15 protein-coding genes and 1 riboswitch are annotated in these 17,278 nt (G+C 35.9%); of the genes, 10 read left to right on the top strand and 5 right to left on the bottom strand.

The window, feature by feature from the left end:
* Window positions 1-16 precede the first annotated feature (16 nt).
* Window positions 17-132, bottom strand: a riboswitch (SAM riboswitch).
* Between the two features lie 79 nt (window positions 133-211).
* Complete coding sequence (locus H9655_RS07965) at window positions 212-781, bottom strand: hypothetical protein (RefSeq protein ID WP_191812736.1); 570 nt, start codon at window positions 779-781, stop codon at window positions 212-214.
* Window positions 782-954: 173 nt separating this feature from the next.
* Here H9655_RS07965 and H9655_RS07960 point away from each other — a divergent pair, with 173 nt between their 5' ends.
* From H9655_RS07960 to H9655_RS07950, 3 genes are all read left to right on the top strand, one after another.
* On the top strand, window positions 955-1,476 hold the full coding sequence (locus H9655_RS07960; protein ID WP_191812734.1) for a GNAT family N-acetyltransferase: 522 nt from the start codon (window positions 955-957) through the stop codon (window positions 1,474-1,476).
* 52 nt (window positions 1,477-1,528) lie between these two features.
* Entirely contained in the window at window positions 1,529-2,944 is a 1,416-nt protein-coding gene (locus H9655_RS07955; RefSeq protein ID WP_191812732.1) for a hypothetical protein, read from the top strand.
* A gap of 260 nt (window positions 2,945-3,204) precedes the next feature.
* Window positions 3,205-4,722, top strand: coding sequence for a glycine betaine uptake BCCT transporter (locus H9655_RS07950; RefSeq protein WP_191812730.1), 1,518 nt, complete (start codon window positions 3,205-3,207; stop codon window positions 4,720-4,722).
* Window positions 4,723-4,761: 39 nt separating this feature from the next.
* Here the strand turns inward: H9655_RS07950 and H9655_RS07945 are convergent, their stop codons facing one another.
* On the bottom strand, window positions 4,762-5,784 hold the full coding sequence (locus H9655_RS07945; protein WP_191812728.1) for an HAAS signaling domain-containing protein: 1,023 nt from the start codon (window positions 5,782-5,784) through the stop codon (window positions 4,762-4,764).
* Entirely contained in the window at window positions 5,771-6,118 is a 348-nt protein-coding gene (locus H9655_RS07940; RefSeq protein WP_191812726.1) for a PadR family transcriptional regulator, read from the bottom strand. Before H9655_RS07940 ends, H9655_RS07945 begins: the two co-directional genes overlap by 14 nt.
* 288 nt (window positions 6,119-6,406) lie before the next feature.
* Here H9655_RS07940 and H9655_RS07935 point away from each other — a divergent pair, with 288 nt between their 5' ends.
* The 3 genes from H9655_RS07935 to H9655_RS07925 all read left to right on the top strand — a co-directional run bounded on the left by H9655_RS07935 (window position 6,407) and on the right by H9655_RS07925 (window position 9,120).
* Window positions 6,407-7,525 carry a mechanosensitive ion channel family protein gene (locus tag H9655_RS07935; RefSeq protein ID WP_191812724.1) on the top strand — a complete coding sequence of 373 codons (1,119 nt, stop codon included), beginning with the start codon at window positions 6,407-6,409 and terminating at the stop codon, window positions 7,523-7,525.
* Window positions 7,526-7,611: 86 nt separating this feature from the next.
* Window positions 7,612-8,214, top strand: a complete 603-nt coding sequence (locus H9655_RS07930) for a pyroglutamyl-peptidase I (RefSeq protein WP_191812722.1) — start codon at window positions 7,612-7,614, stop codon at window positions 8,212-8,214.
* 15 nt (window positions 8,215-8,229) lie between these two features.
* Window positions 8,230-9,120 carry an aminoglycoside phosphotransferase family protein gene (locus tag H9655_RS07925; RefSeq protein WP_191812720.1) on the top strand — a complete coding sequence of 297 codons (891 nt, stop codon included), beginning with the start codon at window positions 8,230-8,232 and terminating at the stop codon, window positions 9,118-9,120.
* A 124-nt stretch (window positions 9,121-9,244) separates the two neighbouring features.
* On the opposite strand, the gene H9655_RS07920 is transcribed toward H9655_RS07925, so the two are convergent.
* Window positions 9,245-11,371 carry an MMPL family transporter gene (locus H9655_RS07920; protein ID WP_191812719.1) on the bottom strand — a complete coding sequence of 709 codons (2,127 nt, stop codon included), beginning with the start codon at window positions 11,369-11,371 and terminating at the stop codon, window positions 9,245-9,247.
* A 96-nt stretch (window positions 11,372-11,467) separates the two neighbouring features.
* Window positions 11,468-12,034 carry a TetR/AcrR family transcriptional regulator gene (locus H9655_RS07915; protein ID WP_191812717.1) on the bottom strand — a complete coding sequence of 189 codons (567 nt, stop codon included), beginning with the start codon at window positions 12,032-12,034 and terminating at the stop codon, window positions 11,468-11,470.
* A gap of 507 nt (window positions 12,035-12,541) precedes the next feature.
* On the opposite strand from H9655_RS07915, the gene H9655_RS07910 reads away from it, so the two are divergent.
* The 4 genes from H9655_RS07910 (at window position 12,542) to H9655_RS07895 (ending at window position 16,899) form a co-directional block, all read left to right on the top strand.
* The gene (locus H9655_RS07910) at window positions 12,542-13,615 is read left to right on the top strand and encodes an amino acid ABC transporter substrate-binding protein (RefSeq protein WP_191812715.1); all 1,074 of its coding nucleotides are present in this window, start codon (window positions 12,542-12,544) and stop codon (window positions 13,613-13,615) included.
* Window positions 13,616-13,706: 91 nt separating this feature from the next.
* Complete coding sequence (locus tag H9655_RS07905; protein WP_318245461.1) at window positions 13,707-14,891, top strand: amino acid ABC transporter permease; 1,185 nt, start codon at window positions 13,707-13,709, stop codon at window positions 14,889-14,891.
* Window positions 14,892-14,899: 8 nt separating this feature from the next.
* Window positions 14,900-16,105 (top strand): amino acid ABC transporter permease, encoded by a 1,206-nt coding sequence (locus H9655_RS07900; RefSeq protein WP_191812713.1) that lies wholly within the window; start codon window positions 14,900-14,902, stop codon window positions 16,103-16,105.
* 14 nt (window positions 16,106-16,119) lie between these two features.
* Window positions 16,120-16,899, top strand: coding sequence for an amino acid ABC transporter ATP-binding protein (locus H9655_RS07895; RefSeq protein ID WP_191812711.1), 780 nt, complete (start codon window positions 16,120-16,122; stop codon window positions 16,897-16,899).
* Window positions 16,900-17,278 lie beyond the last annotated feature (379 nt).

The raw sequence follows: 17,278 nt of genomic DNA, 5'->3' as shown, positions 1-17,278 counted from the left end.
AGAATAGTAGTAACCTCTCTCATATATCAAAATACCAAAAAGTATTTTGCAGGATTTAGCACCTGTTCATATGGGTATATGAATGGTTGCCGGGCGTCGCAGGGCCAGTCCCTCAGCCGCTCTTTATAAGAGAAAATGCTTTATTAAATTATATTCATAATATTATCTATTACATGAAAAGTCAATAATGTAATTAAAATTATTCAAAAAATTAGTGATGGTGTTCTACCTGTGGGGTGTTTTCTTCTATCGGATGAATTGGGTTCCTCACTTCTTGATGAATGCCCGATGCACAGATAATGGCGATGCTTAATAAGAATGTTAGATAGAAGGGAAGAGGTCGAGTTTTCAATGCTTCCTTTAATGAATGTTTTTTGTGCATGAGAAGCATCATGGCAAAAATACTAATTAAATAAATCAAATCCATGCTAATGATCATAAATGTAACTTCACTTGGTACTAACATGATGCCTAGCATTGCCCCCATCATACTTCCCATGAGACTTGACGCTTGAGCTTCAACGAGTCCGTTTGTTTTAAACGGCAGTCCTATAAAAACGGCAATGACAGCGCTAATGAGAATAGATAATACAGTTGCTTTCGCCATTTCTGGTAACCATACAGATATAATTAAACCGATTGTTAAACTACTTGTCATACCAACCACCATGGGAATACATTTAGAATATTGGGTAGCTATATCTTTGTTTTTTCTAACGGCACTAATAAAGAAAAAGAAACTGTAACCGACAATTAGAAATAGACTGAACAAAGCAAGCATATGCAAATGACCCTCCTTTAGATGCTGATTAAATATCTCGATGCCTCCTTTCATATATATTTTGTATCGTAGTGATTATGTCAGTAAGGAACTTTTTATATTGTTCATTCGTAAATAGATAAAGTTTTATAAGTTTTCATTCAGAACAGTTTTACAAGAAAAGGAGTTTTTATATGGGAGAAGAAATAAAGATTAGACCGATACATATAAATGATGCAAGAGATATTCATGAAATGCATAGGCAAGATTCTATTATTCAGCAGACTATGGCCTTATCATCAGGGCGATTAAAAAATATTGAAGATTATATTGAAGGACTTACGCATCAAGACCATGTATTTGTTGCAGAATGGAACGGTCATGTTATGGGAATAGCCTCTTTAGAAGAGAGAAGTGGAAAGTTGAGGTATAGTGGTAATGTGTCCATCTCAATTAATGAAGAAGTACAAGGAAAAGGGATTGGTAAGACGCTTCTTGAGCGAATAGTAAAGCTAGCCGATGAAGAATTAGGGCTCATCAGATTAGAGTTAGATGTATGTGCAGATAATATAAGGGCAATTGCTTTATATGAACTGTTTCATTTTAGACAAGAAGGTTATTTGCATAAGGCTCATTTCAGCCAGGGTGAATTTAAAGATGTCATAATTATGGGAAGAATTAAAGAGAACCTTAAAATAGAAACGATTGAATGTTAACTTTTCATTTCCTGTATACTAATTAAATCATATCTAAAGGAGAACAGCTGCTTTGAATCACTTAATAATGGAACAACTTAAAATCTATTTTAAAGGAATCAATCCAGATGATTTAGTTATGGAGCAGATGGAATTTGAAGAAAATGTGTATGATATCCTGCTGGAAGATTGGGGAGAGTCAATTGGCTCGGTTCGTATGGATGAATTAGGCGTGGCAGAATTTTTCATTTATACAGATGAACTGGATGAAATCCCAGGGGAAATGAGTAAGTTTGCTATGATCATGCAAGCAGAGCAGTTTATAGAAAAGTTCTATGATTCGACTTTCAGACATGGGTTATATTTGTCAGCATATATTGACTTAGGTGAATATCATATGATTTTATATAATCGCAAAGATGAACGATTGAATAAGGAACTTCCTCATTCCGGCATTAGTTTTACAATGCTGAGTAATGGTGTATTAAGTGCAGTCGAAAGAGAAAGCATGGATTTTGAACTAGTCTATCCAAAAAAACTGATTACGAATGAAGAGGCGAAGCAAATTTATTTAAACCATTTACACATGGTTCCTGTCATAGCGAAATATGATAAAGACGTATTTGTCGATGGGGACGATGGCTATCACTATGTTTATCAGTTGGAGGATTTTATTTATGGTGTACACACAAATGGGGAGGTACTTACCTCGGATTCATTTGGTGTAAGCAAAACGCTAGTGACATCATTACCCCATTTAGCCGATGATATCGATATTTATACTTTGGCAGGAATGACGGAAGACCATATGCTTGTAGCTGAAGTAAAAAAGAAGAGTGGTAGACTAGAGGTATGGAGTCAATTATCTAAAGAGTCCTTACGGGTGAGTGAGGAAGATTTATTAGATGATGAACTAGATATCCCACATGCTATAAAATTTGTATTCAATTCGGAAGGAAGACTGCTTAAATTAATGGGCTTAGATGATTCTGAAACGGTTGCTTCTCGACATGTTCAATCGAAAGTGGCGCTTTTAACTGCTACATCAGTGTTGCAAGCCATTTATCATAACCCTCATGATTATTTTAAACTGCAACAATTAGACGATGATGTAATCAATCAAAAACCGACAAACGGCATATATGATTATACGTTTATTCGACAAGAAAGAGGCGTCCAAGTTGCTGATGCTTTTGTTCATATTCAAATAGACGATAAGGGTTTGGTGAAATACGTAGACGTAGATAGTGAGGTAATCCAAGATTTCTCACATGTATCATTTGCTTCAACCCTTTCATTCAAAGATGCAACACAATTGATTAAGGAAAAACTTTTTATGGAATTAAGCTGGGGAAAGAATATAGAAAAGCATCAATACACATTAACTTATTTACCGACCTATCCACTTACGACTGGTCATATTAAGATGATTGATATGAATACTGGGGAACCGTGGATTATTGATACAAGTTGTATGGATCAATATTAAATCGAAAAATGCCTTCTATGCTGATAATGGATAGAGGCATTTTTTTTATTTTATAAGTGGACTGGTGCAAAGATACAAGGCTAACGCTTAAAGAATCGAGTTTAAGTTATATTTATTTGGGTAAAAAGTGTAAAGGGTTTATCGAACGGTTGTGTATTCTGTCAGACAAAGAATAATAAATAAAATTTGTCTTAAACTATAACAAAGGATTTTAGAAGCAGATTAAAGTGTAGAAAAGATTTTTGGGAAAGGAATAATCTATGAAGAGAGTATCGAATGTTTTTTGGATTACTGTAGTAATTGTATTTATTTTTGTGGCTGTAGGTGTAGCTATTCCTAATGTGTTCGAGAGGGTAACGGCTAATTTACAAGGTTTTTTAACAAATGGTTTTGGATGGTATTATCTTATTTTGGTTACAATCATAGTGGCTTTTTGTCTGTTTCTTATTTTCAGTCCCATAGGCTCGATTAAGTTAGGAAAACAAGATTCTAAACCGGAATTCTCTACTATCTCTTGGTTTGCGATGTTGTTTAGTGCTGGTATGGGCATTGGGCTTGTGTTCTGGGGAGCGGCAGAACCCGTATCTCATTATGTGACACCTCCACTGGCTAACGGAGAAACAGACGAAGCGTTTAGAGAATCTTTACGATATACTTTTTTCCATTGGGGCATACATGCGTGGGCTATATATGGAATTGTCGCTTTAGTATTAGCGTATTTTCAATTTAGAAAAGACGAACCTGGTTTAATCTCTGCAACATTAAAGCCTCTTTTTGGAAAAGCGATGGACGGTTTTTGGGGTACACTGATTGATGTATTGGCTGTATTTGCAACAGTTGTCGGTGTAGCAACAACCTTAGGGTTTGGTGCAGCACAAATTAATGGAGGATTAACGTATTTATTCGGGATCCCTGACAGTTTTCTAGTACAAGTAATCATCGTTGCGATTGTAACAGTATTATTTATGCTTTCCGCTTGGTCAGGCTTGAGTAAAGGCATTCAATATTTAAGTAATGTAAATATGGTATTAGCAGTTATATTGGTACTACTTGTATTTGTGTTAGGACCAACAGTACTTATTATAAATATGTTCACTGATACGATAGGTGGTTATATACAAAATATAATGCGAATGAGTTTTAGTATCTCTCCACTGAATGAGGAACATCGATCATGGATAAATGACTGGACCATTTTTTATTGGGCATGGTGGATTTCATGGTCTCCATTTGTCGGGATTTTTATCGCGCGTGTTTCAAAAGGCAGAACAATAAGGGAGTTTATCTCAGGTGTATTATTAGCTCCAGCATTGGTTAGCATGTTCTGGTTTGCGGTATTTGGCACATCAGCCATTGACGTTCAAAGAAGTGGAGCGGTGGATTTAAGTCAATTTCCAACGGAACAAGTATTATTTGCCGTCTTTGGCGAGTTTCCATGGTCAATGGTAATTTCGATTATTGCCATCGTATTAGTAGCGATTTTCTTCATTACTTCAGCAGATTCCGCCACATTTGTACTAGGTATGCAAACAACTTATGGATCTTTGAATCCTCTTAATTCAGTCAAGCTGACTTGGGGAGTTGCCCAATCATTAGTAGCCTTAATACTCCTATATAGTGGAGGATTACAAGGTTTACAAAACGCATTGATTATATCCGCTTTTCCTTTCTCATTTATAATGATATTAATGATGATTTCAATTTATCGTTCATTAATGCAAGAAAAGAAAGAATTGGGTTTATATATTAAGCCGAAGAAAAGACAAAAAGAACAATAACTAAAAGAAGCGCGGACTTTCGTTCGCGCTTCTTTTTAGTTACAGTAAAGTATCATTTTTTATTTTGCTTTTCTTAAATCCATCATATGAAGCATAAACAGCTGAAATGATTGTAACAGCAATAGAGACCCCGATAATTGTGTCAAGAATGGAACTTATATTTGCTGCTGTTGTGTTGAAAATTTGGCTAAGTTCATTGATTAAATCGCTATGAAAAAGGTTTGGTTGCAGGATAATTAACAGGAACACGATAGTATACAAGAGTTGATATACCGTATTAATGGTTGCTAAAGATTTTGTCCACTGCCTCTTCACCCATTTGTATACCGTCAATGTGAGCTCGCATAAAAGAACAATTAAAACAAGTGGCCAGAATGAGAGAAGAAATTCTTGGTTGAAGATCGGTGTCAGTAGGGTTAACCCTGTTTCTTGATTATTTTGTGTATAGATACCGACTATATCAAGTGCGAAGAAATAAATACTACCCCAAATGGCAGTCCAGAGGAAGGCGGCAAAAATATCGACCTTCGTGATTCCTTTTTTCTTAGGAATAACAGTAATATTTTTTAAATCATCTGGTGTCCATTTTGCTCCTGTACCAGCAATTTCATAAGGCGCGACGCCAGTTCTTTCCATAATGATGAAGACAAAAGCGACCCAGAATACAACTTGGATAGCTGTGGATAGAACCGTCCAAATTCCTTTACCAAAGACAGTGAAAATATAAGTCCAATCCTGGTTGCTGTCTAGGTATGTGACTACTCCTTCAAAAACGATATAAGCAATAGCAAAGCCTATGGCAAGCTGTAAAATCATCTTCACAGTAGTCATGAATAAATCATAATAATCAGGACCGATTAAGTAGGAGGGGGCGTCGCGGTAATTCTTCGCGATTTCTGCAGGATCTCCTAAGTCCGCCAATACAGCTTTTTCATCGTCGAGCGTATAATTCTCTGGTAGTGCATCTAAAATGGACGACTTTAGCTCTAAAGCAATGTCATTCCGTTGTTTTTCAGGAAGGCGCTTTGTTACTTCATGTATATAGACCTCAATCCATTCCATTCTTCTTTTCCCCCTCTAATAATAAATTCATTTCAGTAGACATTTTTGTCCACTCCTCCTTTAATGCTGCGAATATTGTTTTCCCATAGTCACTAAGCTGATAATATTTTCTCGGTCTGCTTTCGGTTGTGTCCCAGCTACTAGTGACAAGTTCTTGTTTTTCCAACCGTCTAAGTAAAGGGTATAAAGTACTTTGCTCTATTTCTATGCCTGATTGTTCTAAGTTTTGTACTAAAGAGTATCCGTATTGTGGTTGGTCTAACTGACTTAAAACCGCTAATGTAAGAGTTCCGCGTTTAAGCTCCGTGGTAAGGGAATGTAATAGTTCTTTCAATTGTTATCACCTCGTTAATAACTATAGTGTATATCATACAGTATTATAAAATCAATAATAATGTGCATAATATTTTTCGACAACATTACTTAACATAAATCTCCAAGGTAGAATAGTTAAAAATGAGAAAGAATAAGAAGGCAGAGAGAAAGAGGCATTCGCATTATTTTCGTTCATCAGGTTTATTAACTTGTGGGACGGTTATTTACATAAAGGAATATTTTTTACTAATGGTAACAAGCGGTGTTATGTTATGATAAACACTAGATTATAAGGAGGGGCAGATAAATGGAAGGCGCTTTTTCATTCCTTGATTCTGATAACACCTGGATTCAGCTAGGGATATCAATAGGAATCTTGATACTTTTTTTATTTTTCCGCGATATTTTTGCAAAATATGTTTTTCAATTATTAATGAAGGTGAGTAATAAGGCGAACTCTCAGCTTTTATCTCATATCTTTCTCTCATTTGAAAAACCGGTGAAATGGATTTTCATCATTGTGGGTCTATATATCGCAATGGGCTTTTTCCCATATTTAGAACAACATAATACGCTGTTTGTTCGCTTAATCAGATCATCATTCATGATAATGATCGGCTGGGGCTTCTATAATATTGCTTCTGCATCATCTGCAGTTTTCATTAAGATGCGTGATAAATATACACTTGAAGTCGATGATATACTCATTCCATTTTTATCAAGAATGTTAAGAGTAGTTATTATTGTAATTACTGCAAGTATTGTCTTACAAGTGTTTGAATATGATATCAGTGGTCTTGTAGCAGGGCTTGGTATCGGTGGTGCTGCTATTGCTTTTGCGGCGAAGGATGCTATCGGTAATTTATTCGGAGGTTTTGTCATCATTACCGAGAAACCATTTACAATCGGTGATTGGATTATGACGCCGAGCGTGGAAGGGACGGTAGAGGATATTTCCTTTAGAAGTACAAAAGTCCGGACATTCGCACAAGCGATTGTTACGTTACCAAATGGGACAATTGCGAATGAACCTATAACGAATTGGAGCCGAATGGGAAAAAGACAAATTACGTTTAATTTATCAATCTCACATGAGACACCAAGACATAAACTGCAACGTATTGTCGATAGGATTCATACAACTTTAGTAAATAATGATGACATCCATCCAGAAACCATCTTTGTTACTTTCGATGAAATCAAAGATAATTCATATGACTTATTTTTATATTTCTTTACGAACACAACCAATTGGGGAGAATTCCTTAAAATTAAAGAGAATATTAACTTTCAAATCCTTGATATTCTAGAGCAAGAAGGTGTCATCATTGCGCTAGAAAGCACTCGTGTATATGTTGATTCCGACAAGCTCCTTACAGATCAAAAGGAAAACAATGATCAATTAATGTTAGGGAAAGATTCTTAAAAACGAAATCGCTTCTTGTTTTAATACAGAAGCGTTTCTCTTTTTGAACAAATGATTGAATATTCTACATAATAGAAGGTGAGAAAGTGCAAAAATTATTATTAACCGGTTTTGAACCTTTTTTAGATTTTCCAATTAATCCAACCATGGAAGTTGTAGAAGCATTGGATGGCAAAGTAATCGGGGATTATCATGTTCAAACGGCCTTGCTCCCCGTCTCTTTTAAACATGTAAAGCAGGCAATGATAACCAAACTAGAAGAAATGAACCCAGATGCCGTGATACTACTGGGACTAGCAGCTGGTAGAGATAAAATAACACCCGAGCGGATAGCGATTAATGTAAATGATGGCCCCGTTGATAATAATGGAGTTCAACCAATGGATGAGCCCATTCATATGGATGGCGACGATGGTTATTTCTCTACACTACCTATTAGGCAAATGGTCGAAAGGCTTCATCATCATGGTTTCCCAGCAAAAATCTCTAATACTGCAGGAGCTTATTTATGTAACCATGTGATGTATCAAGTACTGTATTATTTAAAAAAGCAAAACATCAATATTCCAGCAGGGTTTATTCATATTCCCGCGTCTCATCGATTAGCTTTGACCAATAGTAAACTGCCTAGTTGGAGTCAACATGATTTAACAAGGGCAATCGAAATATGTATAGAAACATTAGAATAGTTAGGGGAATCTAATGTGGTTTTTGATAGTAAGTTGGATAAGCAATTAAAGCAAGAAATTCGAATAGCATTAGAAACTGAAGGGTCTTGGCAATTGGAGGATATATCCTTTATAGGAAGAGGCGTAGTGAATGCTGTTTATCTAATTCAAGACCGATTAAAAGGAAAGTTTGCAGTAAGAACCCCTTGGCAAATAGAAGGAGAGAGTGGTGAAATTTCTTTAAAAAAAGAATATCAACTCTCTAAACATTGCTATGCTCATGGTTTCCCAGTTGCAAAAGTGTATCAATTATATATAGGAGAGAATATCAATTTTCTATTATCTGAGTACATATCTGGTCAACATGATAACTACAGAAGTGATCAAATTGGTGAAAAAATAAATGAATTACACCAACTCCCTGTTGAGGGTCTATCTATAATAGATCAACATAATCAATCCTTACCTAACATAATTTCTACAAGAATAGTGGATCGCCTACATCAAGTGAATACATTGTTATCTGCTGAATTTACTGTTCCTAATAAAGCTGAGATCGAAAAAATACTAAATACATCCACAAATCCAAATGTACTAATGCATTTAGATGTTAGACCACCGAATATCTTTACAGAGAATGGACGTTTAAGGGCGTTTATTGATTGGGACAATGCCTTTATAGGTGATCCTATTATGGAATTGACGCGAATCTTCGAGTCAAAGGAATTGGATGAAAAGGAATTTATGAAGGGGTACGGTGAGAGTCTCCTTGAACAAACTGACTCCCTCATCCAAAATATATATAGATTAGATACAACATTAATGTTAAGCCTTTTATTTGCGATAGACCTTAAAGATGGGAAGAAAAGGACGTACTATATGAACAGAACGAAAAATCTGTTATTAGATATAACAAAGAGGATGTAACAATAAGTAAAAAGGAGAATGCAACAATTGGATGCTAGATAAACTTGCCTCCAAGTCTAAGCAGGTCATAAAAAAACTGCCACAAAATTTTATTTGTGGCAGTGAAAAACATTTATTACCCATTCTATTTGTTATGGACTGACTTTTCTTTTTCCGGTTGTTTATCTTTCTCTAATAAAACAATTAATCCTGGTAAAAGTACACCTCTTATAAGGAATGTATCTAACAGAATGCCGACAGCTACAATAAAGCCGAATACAAATAGTAGTTCAATAGGTTGTGTCATTAAAACAGCGAATGTTGCGGCTAAAATCAAGCCGGCAGAAGAAATGACGCCACCTGTATGAGAAACAGCTAATTGAACAGCTTCTTTGACACTATGGTGCTTTCTTTCTTCTTGAAAGCGGGAAACGAGCATAATATTATAATCGATTCCAAGTGCGACAAGAAATACGAAGGCATATAAAGGAACGCGGTTACTTACAGCATCGATACCGAAGAATATCTCTGTTAAAAATGTTCCCAATCCTAATGCTGCCAAGAATGATACGAGAATGGTACCCATCATATAGATTGGCATTTTGATCGATTTGGTCAAAACAATAAGGAGCAAGAAGATGAGGACCGTTTCAAGTGTAACAATCAAAAGGATATCATTATTATTCACTTTACGATCATCTAATGATGATGCTGTTTCACCTGCAAAATATATGTCGCCATCGATATTACTGTTGTCTAATAACGCTTTTTCCTCATTTACTATTTTTTCTAGTTCATTAATACTTTCAATTGCATAAGGACTATCATTGAAAGTCATGCGCAGTTGAAGAACTTGACCGCTTTCAGTTGTTCCCGAAGGTCTAACTTCATTTACTTCTGATCTTGTTGAAAGTTGTTCGACAAGAGAAGCAACTTGTTCTTCAGTTAATGTCTGTGATGATTCAACTAAAACAGTTGTTGGTGCAAGGTCTCCGCTAGAGAAGTTTTCTTCTAATACCTCATAACCGACCCGAGATGGCATATCTTCAGGGAAAGATTTAATCGTATCAAATTCATAGTCTAAGTTTGAAATATTTAATGCTGAAACGACTAAGATAACCCCGACAGATATAACTGATACAATCGGTTTTTTGATAACGAATTGCCCTACCTTGCTCCAGAAAGAACTTCCTTTCACTGAATGCTCTCCCACTTGCGGTACTTTTGGCCAAAATGCTTTTCTCCCAAATAGCGCAAATAAAGCAGGAATGAGCGTTATTGATGAGATCATGATAATCGCCATTGCTGTTGCGAAAGTTGGTGCAAAGTTTCGATAATCACCAAACTCGGCAAAAAACAGAACAAGCATAGCGGCGAGAACTGTCCCTCCAGAGAAGAAAACAGGTGTGCCAACGCTTCTCATTGCCACTTTCATCGCTTCAAAAGAGTTTTCTTGGTTTTTTAATGCTTCTCTAAAACGGGAAAATACGAAAAGCGAATAGTCAACTACTGCTGCAAATAACAAGATCAACATAATCGAAATCGTTTGTTGACTAAGATCTAATCCTAGACTTCCGAAAATACCTAATGACTTCATAACGACTTCATAAACAAAACCAGCTGCTAATAGAGGGATGATAGCAAGCAGTGGCGACCGATAAATAACAATCAGTAAGACTAATATTAAAGCGACAGTTGATAAAATAAGGACAACATCAGCTCTTGAAAATAGGTCAAGAGAGTCAGCACTAATGCCAGCAGGCCCAGTTACCCAAAAGTTTAGGTCTGTTTGATCCTTGACGATATCTTGCATTTGGTGAATGGAAGTTTGAATATCTCCGCTCTCCATACTTGATGCAAATTGTAGTGGAATGACTGCTATAGATTGATCATCAGAGAAAAACCCTTTAAGTGCTTCAGGTGGTAATTGTTCTAGTGGAATGGTTTCAGTTATTCCTTTAATGTCATTATTTTTAAAACTATTTAGCTGTTCTGCTAATACAGAGGTTGCGAGTTGCTCATCATTTTTATCCTGAAAGACAAGGATAGCAGGAATACCGTCAGCGCTTGGAAAATATTTTTCTAATTTGTTTTGGGCGATAATCGATTGGCTATCTTCTGGGAGCGTAGCAATTCTCCCCACTTGATAATCTTTCGCATTAGGAGCAAAAAATGCTAAGCCTAGTGCGATGACTAGCCAACAGACGATGGTAATCCACGCCCCTTTTTTCGTTGCTACTCGATCGGTAATAGTATGGAGCAAGTTTTTCATTTGATAGGACTTCCTTTCAAATTAGGTTGAGGTAAATATCATAAAAATTCAATTGTTCTATCATATTCTGCTCCAAAGTGACACATGTGTCAATTATTAAGTGCGTATCCCGTTACTTACCATTTCAATTATGGATTGAATCCATTTCTCACGGGGTAACTGAAAATGATTTGGAATGGCTACTGATTGAAAAATAAAGCCTAATATCATTGTATCTGGCAAGGAGGGGTTTAACTTTCCTTCTTGCTTTCCTAATCGGATAAAGTTTTGTAAGCATGTATACATATTGATTCTCATGTCTTTGAAATAAGTTTGATTTGCGACCGCTTTTTCGTTTGTTGCATTCACTTGCATAGTAATATTGATTAATTCCTGAATTTCAGTTCGTTCAAAGATAATTTCCATTAAGTACGCAAATTGCTGCTCAAAATCCCCTTTCTCCTCGATTTGTTCTAATTTTTTCATAAATTGATTCATTTCATAAATCATAAAAGCCGTAATAAGTTCATCCTTATTATCAAAATACTTATAAATTGTCCCTCTTGCTACATTTAGCCTTTCTGCCAATAAACTAAACGTAAATGCTTCATATCCAACTTCTAGTAATAATACTTGTGTATGTTCGTATAATTCTGTAATGGAGAACTTTCTATCTCTACCCAAATTTATTCACCTCATCAATAGTATAATCGTTTGGCATTTGTAATCTAAAGATATATCGCTTTCATTAATTAATACGTCAAAAGAAGGTAAAATGTTATATTGAAAACTACTTTCCTGAAACGAGCTCGGAACAATTAATGAAGAAAAGGGATGGTAAGGTGTTGCCCGTTTTGCAAAAAAAGAATATTAATCTGATTAGTAGAATAGGTATTTAGCATGAGCGTTAGTTAAACAATCATACATGATTAAGAAATACTGTTCATTTGAAAGTGCACCTCATTAGACCCCATTAGTATAGGAAGAGATTACTTTTTAGTAAAGTACAATAATATATTTATTAATTATGAATAGTTTAATTTTTAAGAAAATTAAAAATATGATGTTGACTATAAAAAACAATAAAGTTAATATATAACATATGGTGGTAGACAATCTTACATAGTGAATCTATTACTATTGTTAAATATCTAAAAATTCTGTTAAACAACAGAATAAAGGGGGGCAATAATGAAGAAGATTTCTTTTGTGTTTATGAGTTGCGTTTTAGTAGTGTTGCTTACGCTAACAGGTTGCTCAAATGAAGACACAGGCGGAAAGGAAAGCGGGGATTCAAGTAACGGATCATCTGGAAGTTCTATTCTTAGTAAGGTGATTGATAATAAGAAGTTAGTAGCTGGAGTGAATGATGAATTGCCAGGGTTTGGATACATTGATGAGAGTGGTAAGAATGTTGGGTTTGATGTTGATTTCGCTAGAGTACTTGCAGCAGGTGCGATAGGGGATGCCGAAGCCGTTGAATTTAGACCTTTATCTGCTCAAGAGAGATTTACAGCTGTGCAAACAGGCGAAGTTGATGTGTTAATTAGAAATACAACTTGGACAACAAACCGTGATTCGGAAGTTGGCTTGAATTTTGCTCCAACAACATTTTATGATGGCCAAGGTATTATGGTAAGAGCTGACAGTGGAGTAGAGTCTCTTGAGGATTTAAAAGGTATGCGTATTGGTGTAGATACAGGAACCACAACAGAACTGAACTTAGCAGATCAGATGAGAGCGCTTGGTATTGAGCATGATGCGGTTGTGTTTGATGGTCAAGATGCAGTAGTAGCAGCGTATGAATCAGGAAGTATTGATGCTTGGACTACAGATAAATCAGGATTAGTTGCAAGGCAGGCGGTTATGGAAAATCCTGATGACCACAAGATTTTAGAAGAGAACTTATCGAAAGAGCCCCTAGGACCATCAGTAAAAGGTGGAGATGATAAATGGTTCGATGCGGTTAATTGGATGGTTTTTGCTACGATTCAAGCTGAAGAATATGGTATCACTTCTAAAAATGTGGATGAATTTTTAGAATCGGAAAATCCTGAAATTAGAAGATTGTTAGGAACTGAAGGGAATCTTGGAGAACAGTTAGGTCTACCAAAAGACTTTGCCTACCAGATTATTAAGCAAGTAGGGAACTATGGTGAGATTTTTGAGAAGAATCTTGGGGCTGAAACCATATTCAAATTAGATAGAGGATTAAACGCATTACACACTGATGGCGGAATTCTTTATTCTCCTCCATTCCGTTAAGTAAAGATAGACCTGCTTGATGAGACTTCTCTATAGCAGGTCTTTTTTTAACCCTTAGTCAAATAGTTACCTTTAGAAGGGAGTGTAAGATGTGAGTAAACTGTTGAATCAGAAGAAGACGATTTCTCCACCATTTTGGCGAAATAGGAAGATTATCCCGATAATTCTACAAGTTGTATTTGCCATAATCATTTTAGCGTTAGGCTATCTTTTAATTAATAATGCATTAAGTGGGCTTAAACAAATAGGTATACAGTTAGGTTTCGATTTCCTTGCCAATACAGCGGGGTTTTCAATTTCTGAGGCGATGATTGATTATCAACCGACAGATACATATGGAAAAGCTTTAGTCATAGGCATGCTTAATACTTTGAGGGTTGCATTTTTTGGTATCATTTTGACGACTATTCTTGGATTGATTGTCGGTTTGTCAAGAATGTCGAAAAACTGGTTATTAAGTAAACTTGCTGGAGCATACATCGAAATTTTTCGAAATACGCCATTGCTTGTACAAATATTCATTTGGTTTTATGCCGTTTTCTTACCAATGCCAAAAATTCAAGAAGCCCTTCAAATGGGACCGATGCTTTTCTCAAATCGAGGGACAGCTATTCCTTGGTACGAAAAAAATCAAGGGATTTTACTCTGGGGCATTTTATTTCTCGTATCTTTCGTTATTGCATTCTTTGTATATCGTTTGATGTTAAAGAAACAAATAGAGTCAGGGAAGAAGAATTTCCCATCATTATGGGCGCTAGGTGTTATTGTGGTGGTTGCTATTGTCTCTTACGTAGTTACTGGAAACGCACCGGTATCCTTCCATACTCCGACTGTTGCAGGAAATGGGTTTGATGGTGGTTTTGTCCTATCACCTGGATTTTCCGCAATATTACTCGGGTTAGTCATTTATACATCGACGTTTATTGCAGAGATCATACGCGCTGGTGTCAATGGAGTCAATAAGGGGCAATCTGAAGCCGCAAAGGCATTAGGGTTAAAGAATTCTACAGCTCTAAGATTAGTGATTTTCCCCCAAGCCATTAGAATTATCATTCCGCCTTTAACAAGTCAATATTTGAACTTAACTAAGAATTCAAGTTTGGCGGTTGCTGTTGGTTATCAAGAGATTGTGAGTATTGGAAACACAGTAATGAATCAAGCTGGACGACCGATAGAGGCTATTGCGATAATGATTGCTGTTTATTTAACCTTTAGTTTAATTACTTCTTTATTGATGAACTACTTTAATAAAAAAGCACAACTCGTTGAAAGGTAGGTGTAAGCATGAACAATGAACCTCAAATAAATGCAACTTCTGATTCATCGGTTGTGGGGCCGCCTAAAAACACAGTCGGTGTAGGTGGTTGGTTAAAGACGAACTTATTCAGTGGTTGGGCAAACATTATATTAACCATCGTATCAGCTACCATTATTTCATATGTTGTCTTCCATACAGGCAAATTTATTTTTTTAGCTGATTGGACTGTTATAGAATCGAACTTTCGTTTACTCATGGTTGGTCAATTTCCATTAGAGGAGACTTGGAGAGTTTGGGCAGCTGTATTTCTCATTTCTGCTCTTTTAGGAAGTTCGTGGGGGCTATGGCGAGGAGTGATGAGACATGTGACGTTGGTTATTGCTGGGCTAATGGTCTTTTCGCTTATCCTACCATTTATTCAAACAAATACGAGGCTCATTCTAGTTGGAAATATTATTTGCATTTTCCTCTTTTATATCATAGGAAGAAAAGTAACAAAACTAAAAATACCAGTCTTATTACTATGGATTCTATTTATTCCGCTTGTTATTTCTCTATTTAATGGTTTCGGTATTTTGCCAAAAGTAAATTCTAATATTTGGGGAGGTTTCTTGTTAACGCTACTTATTGCAAGCGTGGCAATTGTTTGTTCTTTCCCATTGGGCGTTTTATTAGCTCTAGGAAGAAGAAGTAAACTCCCTGTAGTGAAATGGTTTTGTATCATTTATATTGAATTGATAAGAGGAATTCCTCTAATTACCATTCTGTTTGTATTTCAGTTAATGTTGCCGTTGTTTCTAGGCAATAGTATTGAAGTGAGTAATGTCCTAAGGGTGATGGTTGGTTTCACATTATTTAGTGCGGCGTATTTAGCTGAAAATATTAGAGGCGGATTGCAATCGATCCCGAGAGGACAGTTCGAGGCAGCACATGCTTTAGGTTTAAATTCCACATATACTATGGGTTTTATTGTTCTTCCTCAGGCTATCAAAGCTGTTATTCCGGCTTGTGTCGGTCAGTTTATCTCAATTTTCAAAGATACTTCTCTAGTAGCGATTGTAGGATTAACTGAATTATTAGGAATGGGACAAAAGGTGATTGCAAATCCCGCTTTTTTAGGTAAGAACATGGAAGTATTTCTTTTTATCGCGTTTATTTACTTTATATTCTGTTCGCTTATGTCATATGTAAGTAGAAGATTAGAAAATACATTAGGTGCCGGAGAGCGTTAGGAGGATATATAGACATGGAAAGTATATTTGGAGTTGAGAAATTAGATATACCTATTGAAAGAAGAGAAAATATAATAGAAGTGAAGGAATTAAATAAATGGTTTGGACAACTGCATGTTTTAAAAAATGTAAATATTAATGTGAAACAAGGTGAGGTTGTTGTTGTACTTGGACCATCTGGTTCAGGGAAGTCTACTTTTATTCGCACCCTTAATGCTTTAGAAGAGTTTCAACAAGGACAAATAAAAATAGATGGTATTGAGTTGACTGATGATTTAAGGAATATAGAAGAAATAAGAAAAGAAACAGGAATGGTTTTTCAATCTTTTAATCTCTTTCCACATATGACAATTCTAAAGAACATTTCTTTAGCACCGATTTGGGTTCGGAGGTGGAAGAAGAATAAAGCTGAACAAATCGCGAAGGAATTGCTTGAAAGAGTGGGTATTCCTGAACAAGCTGAAAAATACCCAGGTCAACTTTCAGGTGGGCAACAACAAAGGGTAGCAATTGCAAGAGCGTTGGCAATGCAACCGAAAATCATGTTATTTGATGAACCGACCTCAGCGTTAGATCCTGAAATGGTAAAAGAAGTATTGGATGTAATGAAGACGTTAGCTGAATCTGGAATGACAATGGTAGTTGTTACACATGAAATGGGGTTTGCTCGCCAAGTAGCTGACCGTATTGTTCTATTCGATTACGGTGAAATTGTTGAAGAGGGTACTCCAGAAGAATTATTTGATAACCCACAACATGAAAGGACGAAAGCATTCTTATCGCAAATATTATAATGTAAAAGGTGTTAGCATAACATGAAAGTGCTGACGCCTTTTTATTATATAAAGGGATTAATTGCAATGATTTAATTTTTTTTAAAAAGTTATTGACGAATAATAATAATAAGTGCTACTATATTAAAGCAGTCGTTAATGACGCAGTAACTTACATAAGATTTTTTAAAAAAGTTATTGACATCAAACGCACTGGGTGATATATTAAGAAAGTCGCTTATGAAGCGAATGAGATTGTTCTTTGAAAACTGAACGAACATAAAACGTCAAGCGTAATTCTAAAAAAAGCTGATTTATCAGCGACAAAGCACCATAGGTGCAAACGAGCTAATCAAACACTTTATTGGAGAGTTTGATCCTGGCTCAGGACGAACGCTGG

The organism is Cytobacillus stercorigallinarum, from assembly GCF_014836495.1.
Lineage (GTDB): Bacteria > Bacillota > Bacilli > Bacillales > Cytobacillaceae > Cytobacillus > Cytobacillus stercorigallinarum.
This window is presented reverse-complemented; position numbering and strand designations above follow the sequence as displayed.

Excerpts from the sequence above, each read along its gene's own strand:
- H9655_RS07900 (WP_191812713.1), top strand. The coding sequence starts at position 14,900 with ATGAACAATGAACCTCAAATAAATGCAACTTCTGATTCATCGGTTGTG.
- H9655_RS07895 (WP_191812711.1), top strand. The coding sequence starts at position 16,120 with ATGGAAAGTATATTTGGAGTTGAGAAATTAGATATACCTATTGAAAGA.
- H9655_RS07910 (WP_191812715.1), top strand. The coding sequence starts at position 12,542 with ATGAAGAAGATTTCTTTTGTGTTTATGAGTTGCGTTTTAGTAGTGTTG.
- H9655_RS07950 (WP_191812730.1), top strand. The coding sequence starts at position 3,205 with ATGAAGAGAGTATCGAATGTTTTTTGGATTACTGTAGTAATTGTATTT.
- H9655_RS07960 (WP_191812734.1), top strand. The coding sequence starts at position 955 with ATGGGAGAAGAAATAAAGATTAGACCGATACATATAAATGATGCAAGA.
- H9655_RS07935 (WP_191812724.1), top strand. The coding sequence starts at position 6,407 with ATGGAAGGCGCTTTTTCATTCCTTGATTCTGATAACACCTGGATTCAG.
- H9655_RS07965 (WP_191812736.1), bottom strand. The coding sequence starts at position 781 with ATGCTTGCTTTGTTCAGTCTATTTCTAATTGTCGGTTACAGTTTCTTT.
- H9655_RS07945 (WP_191812728.1), bottom strand. The coding sequence starts at position 5,784 with ATGGAATGGATTGAGGTCTATATACATGAAGTAACAAAGCGCCTTCCT.
- H9655_RS07920 (WP_191812719.1), bottom strand. The coding sequence starts at position 11,371 with ATGAAAAACTTGCTCCATACTATTACCGATCGAGTAGCAACGAAAAAA.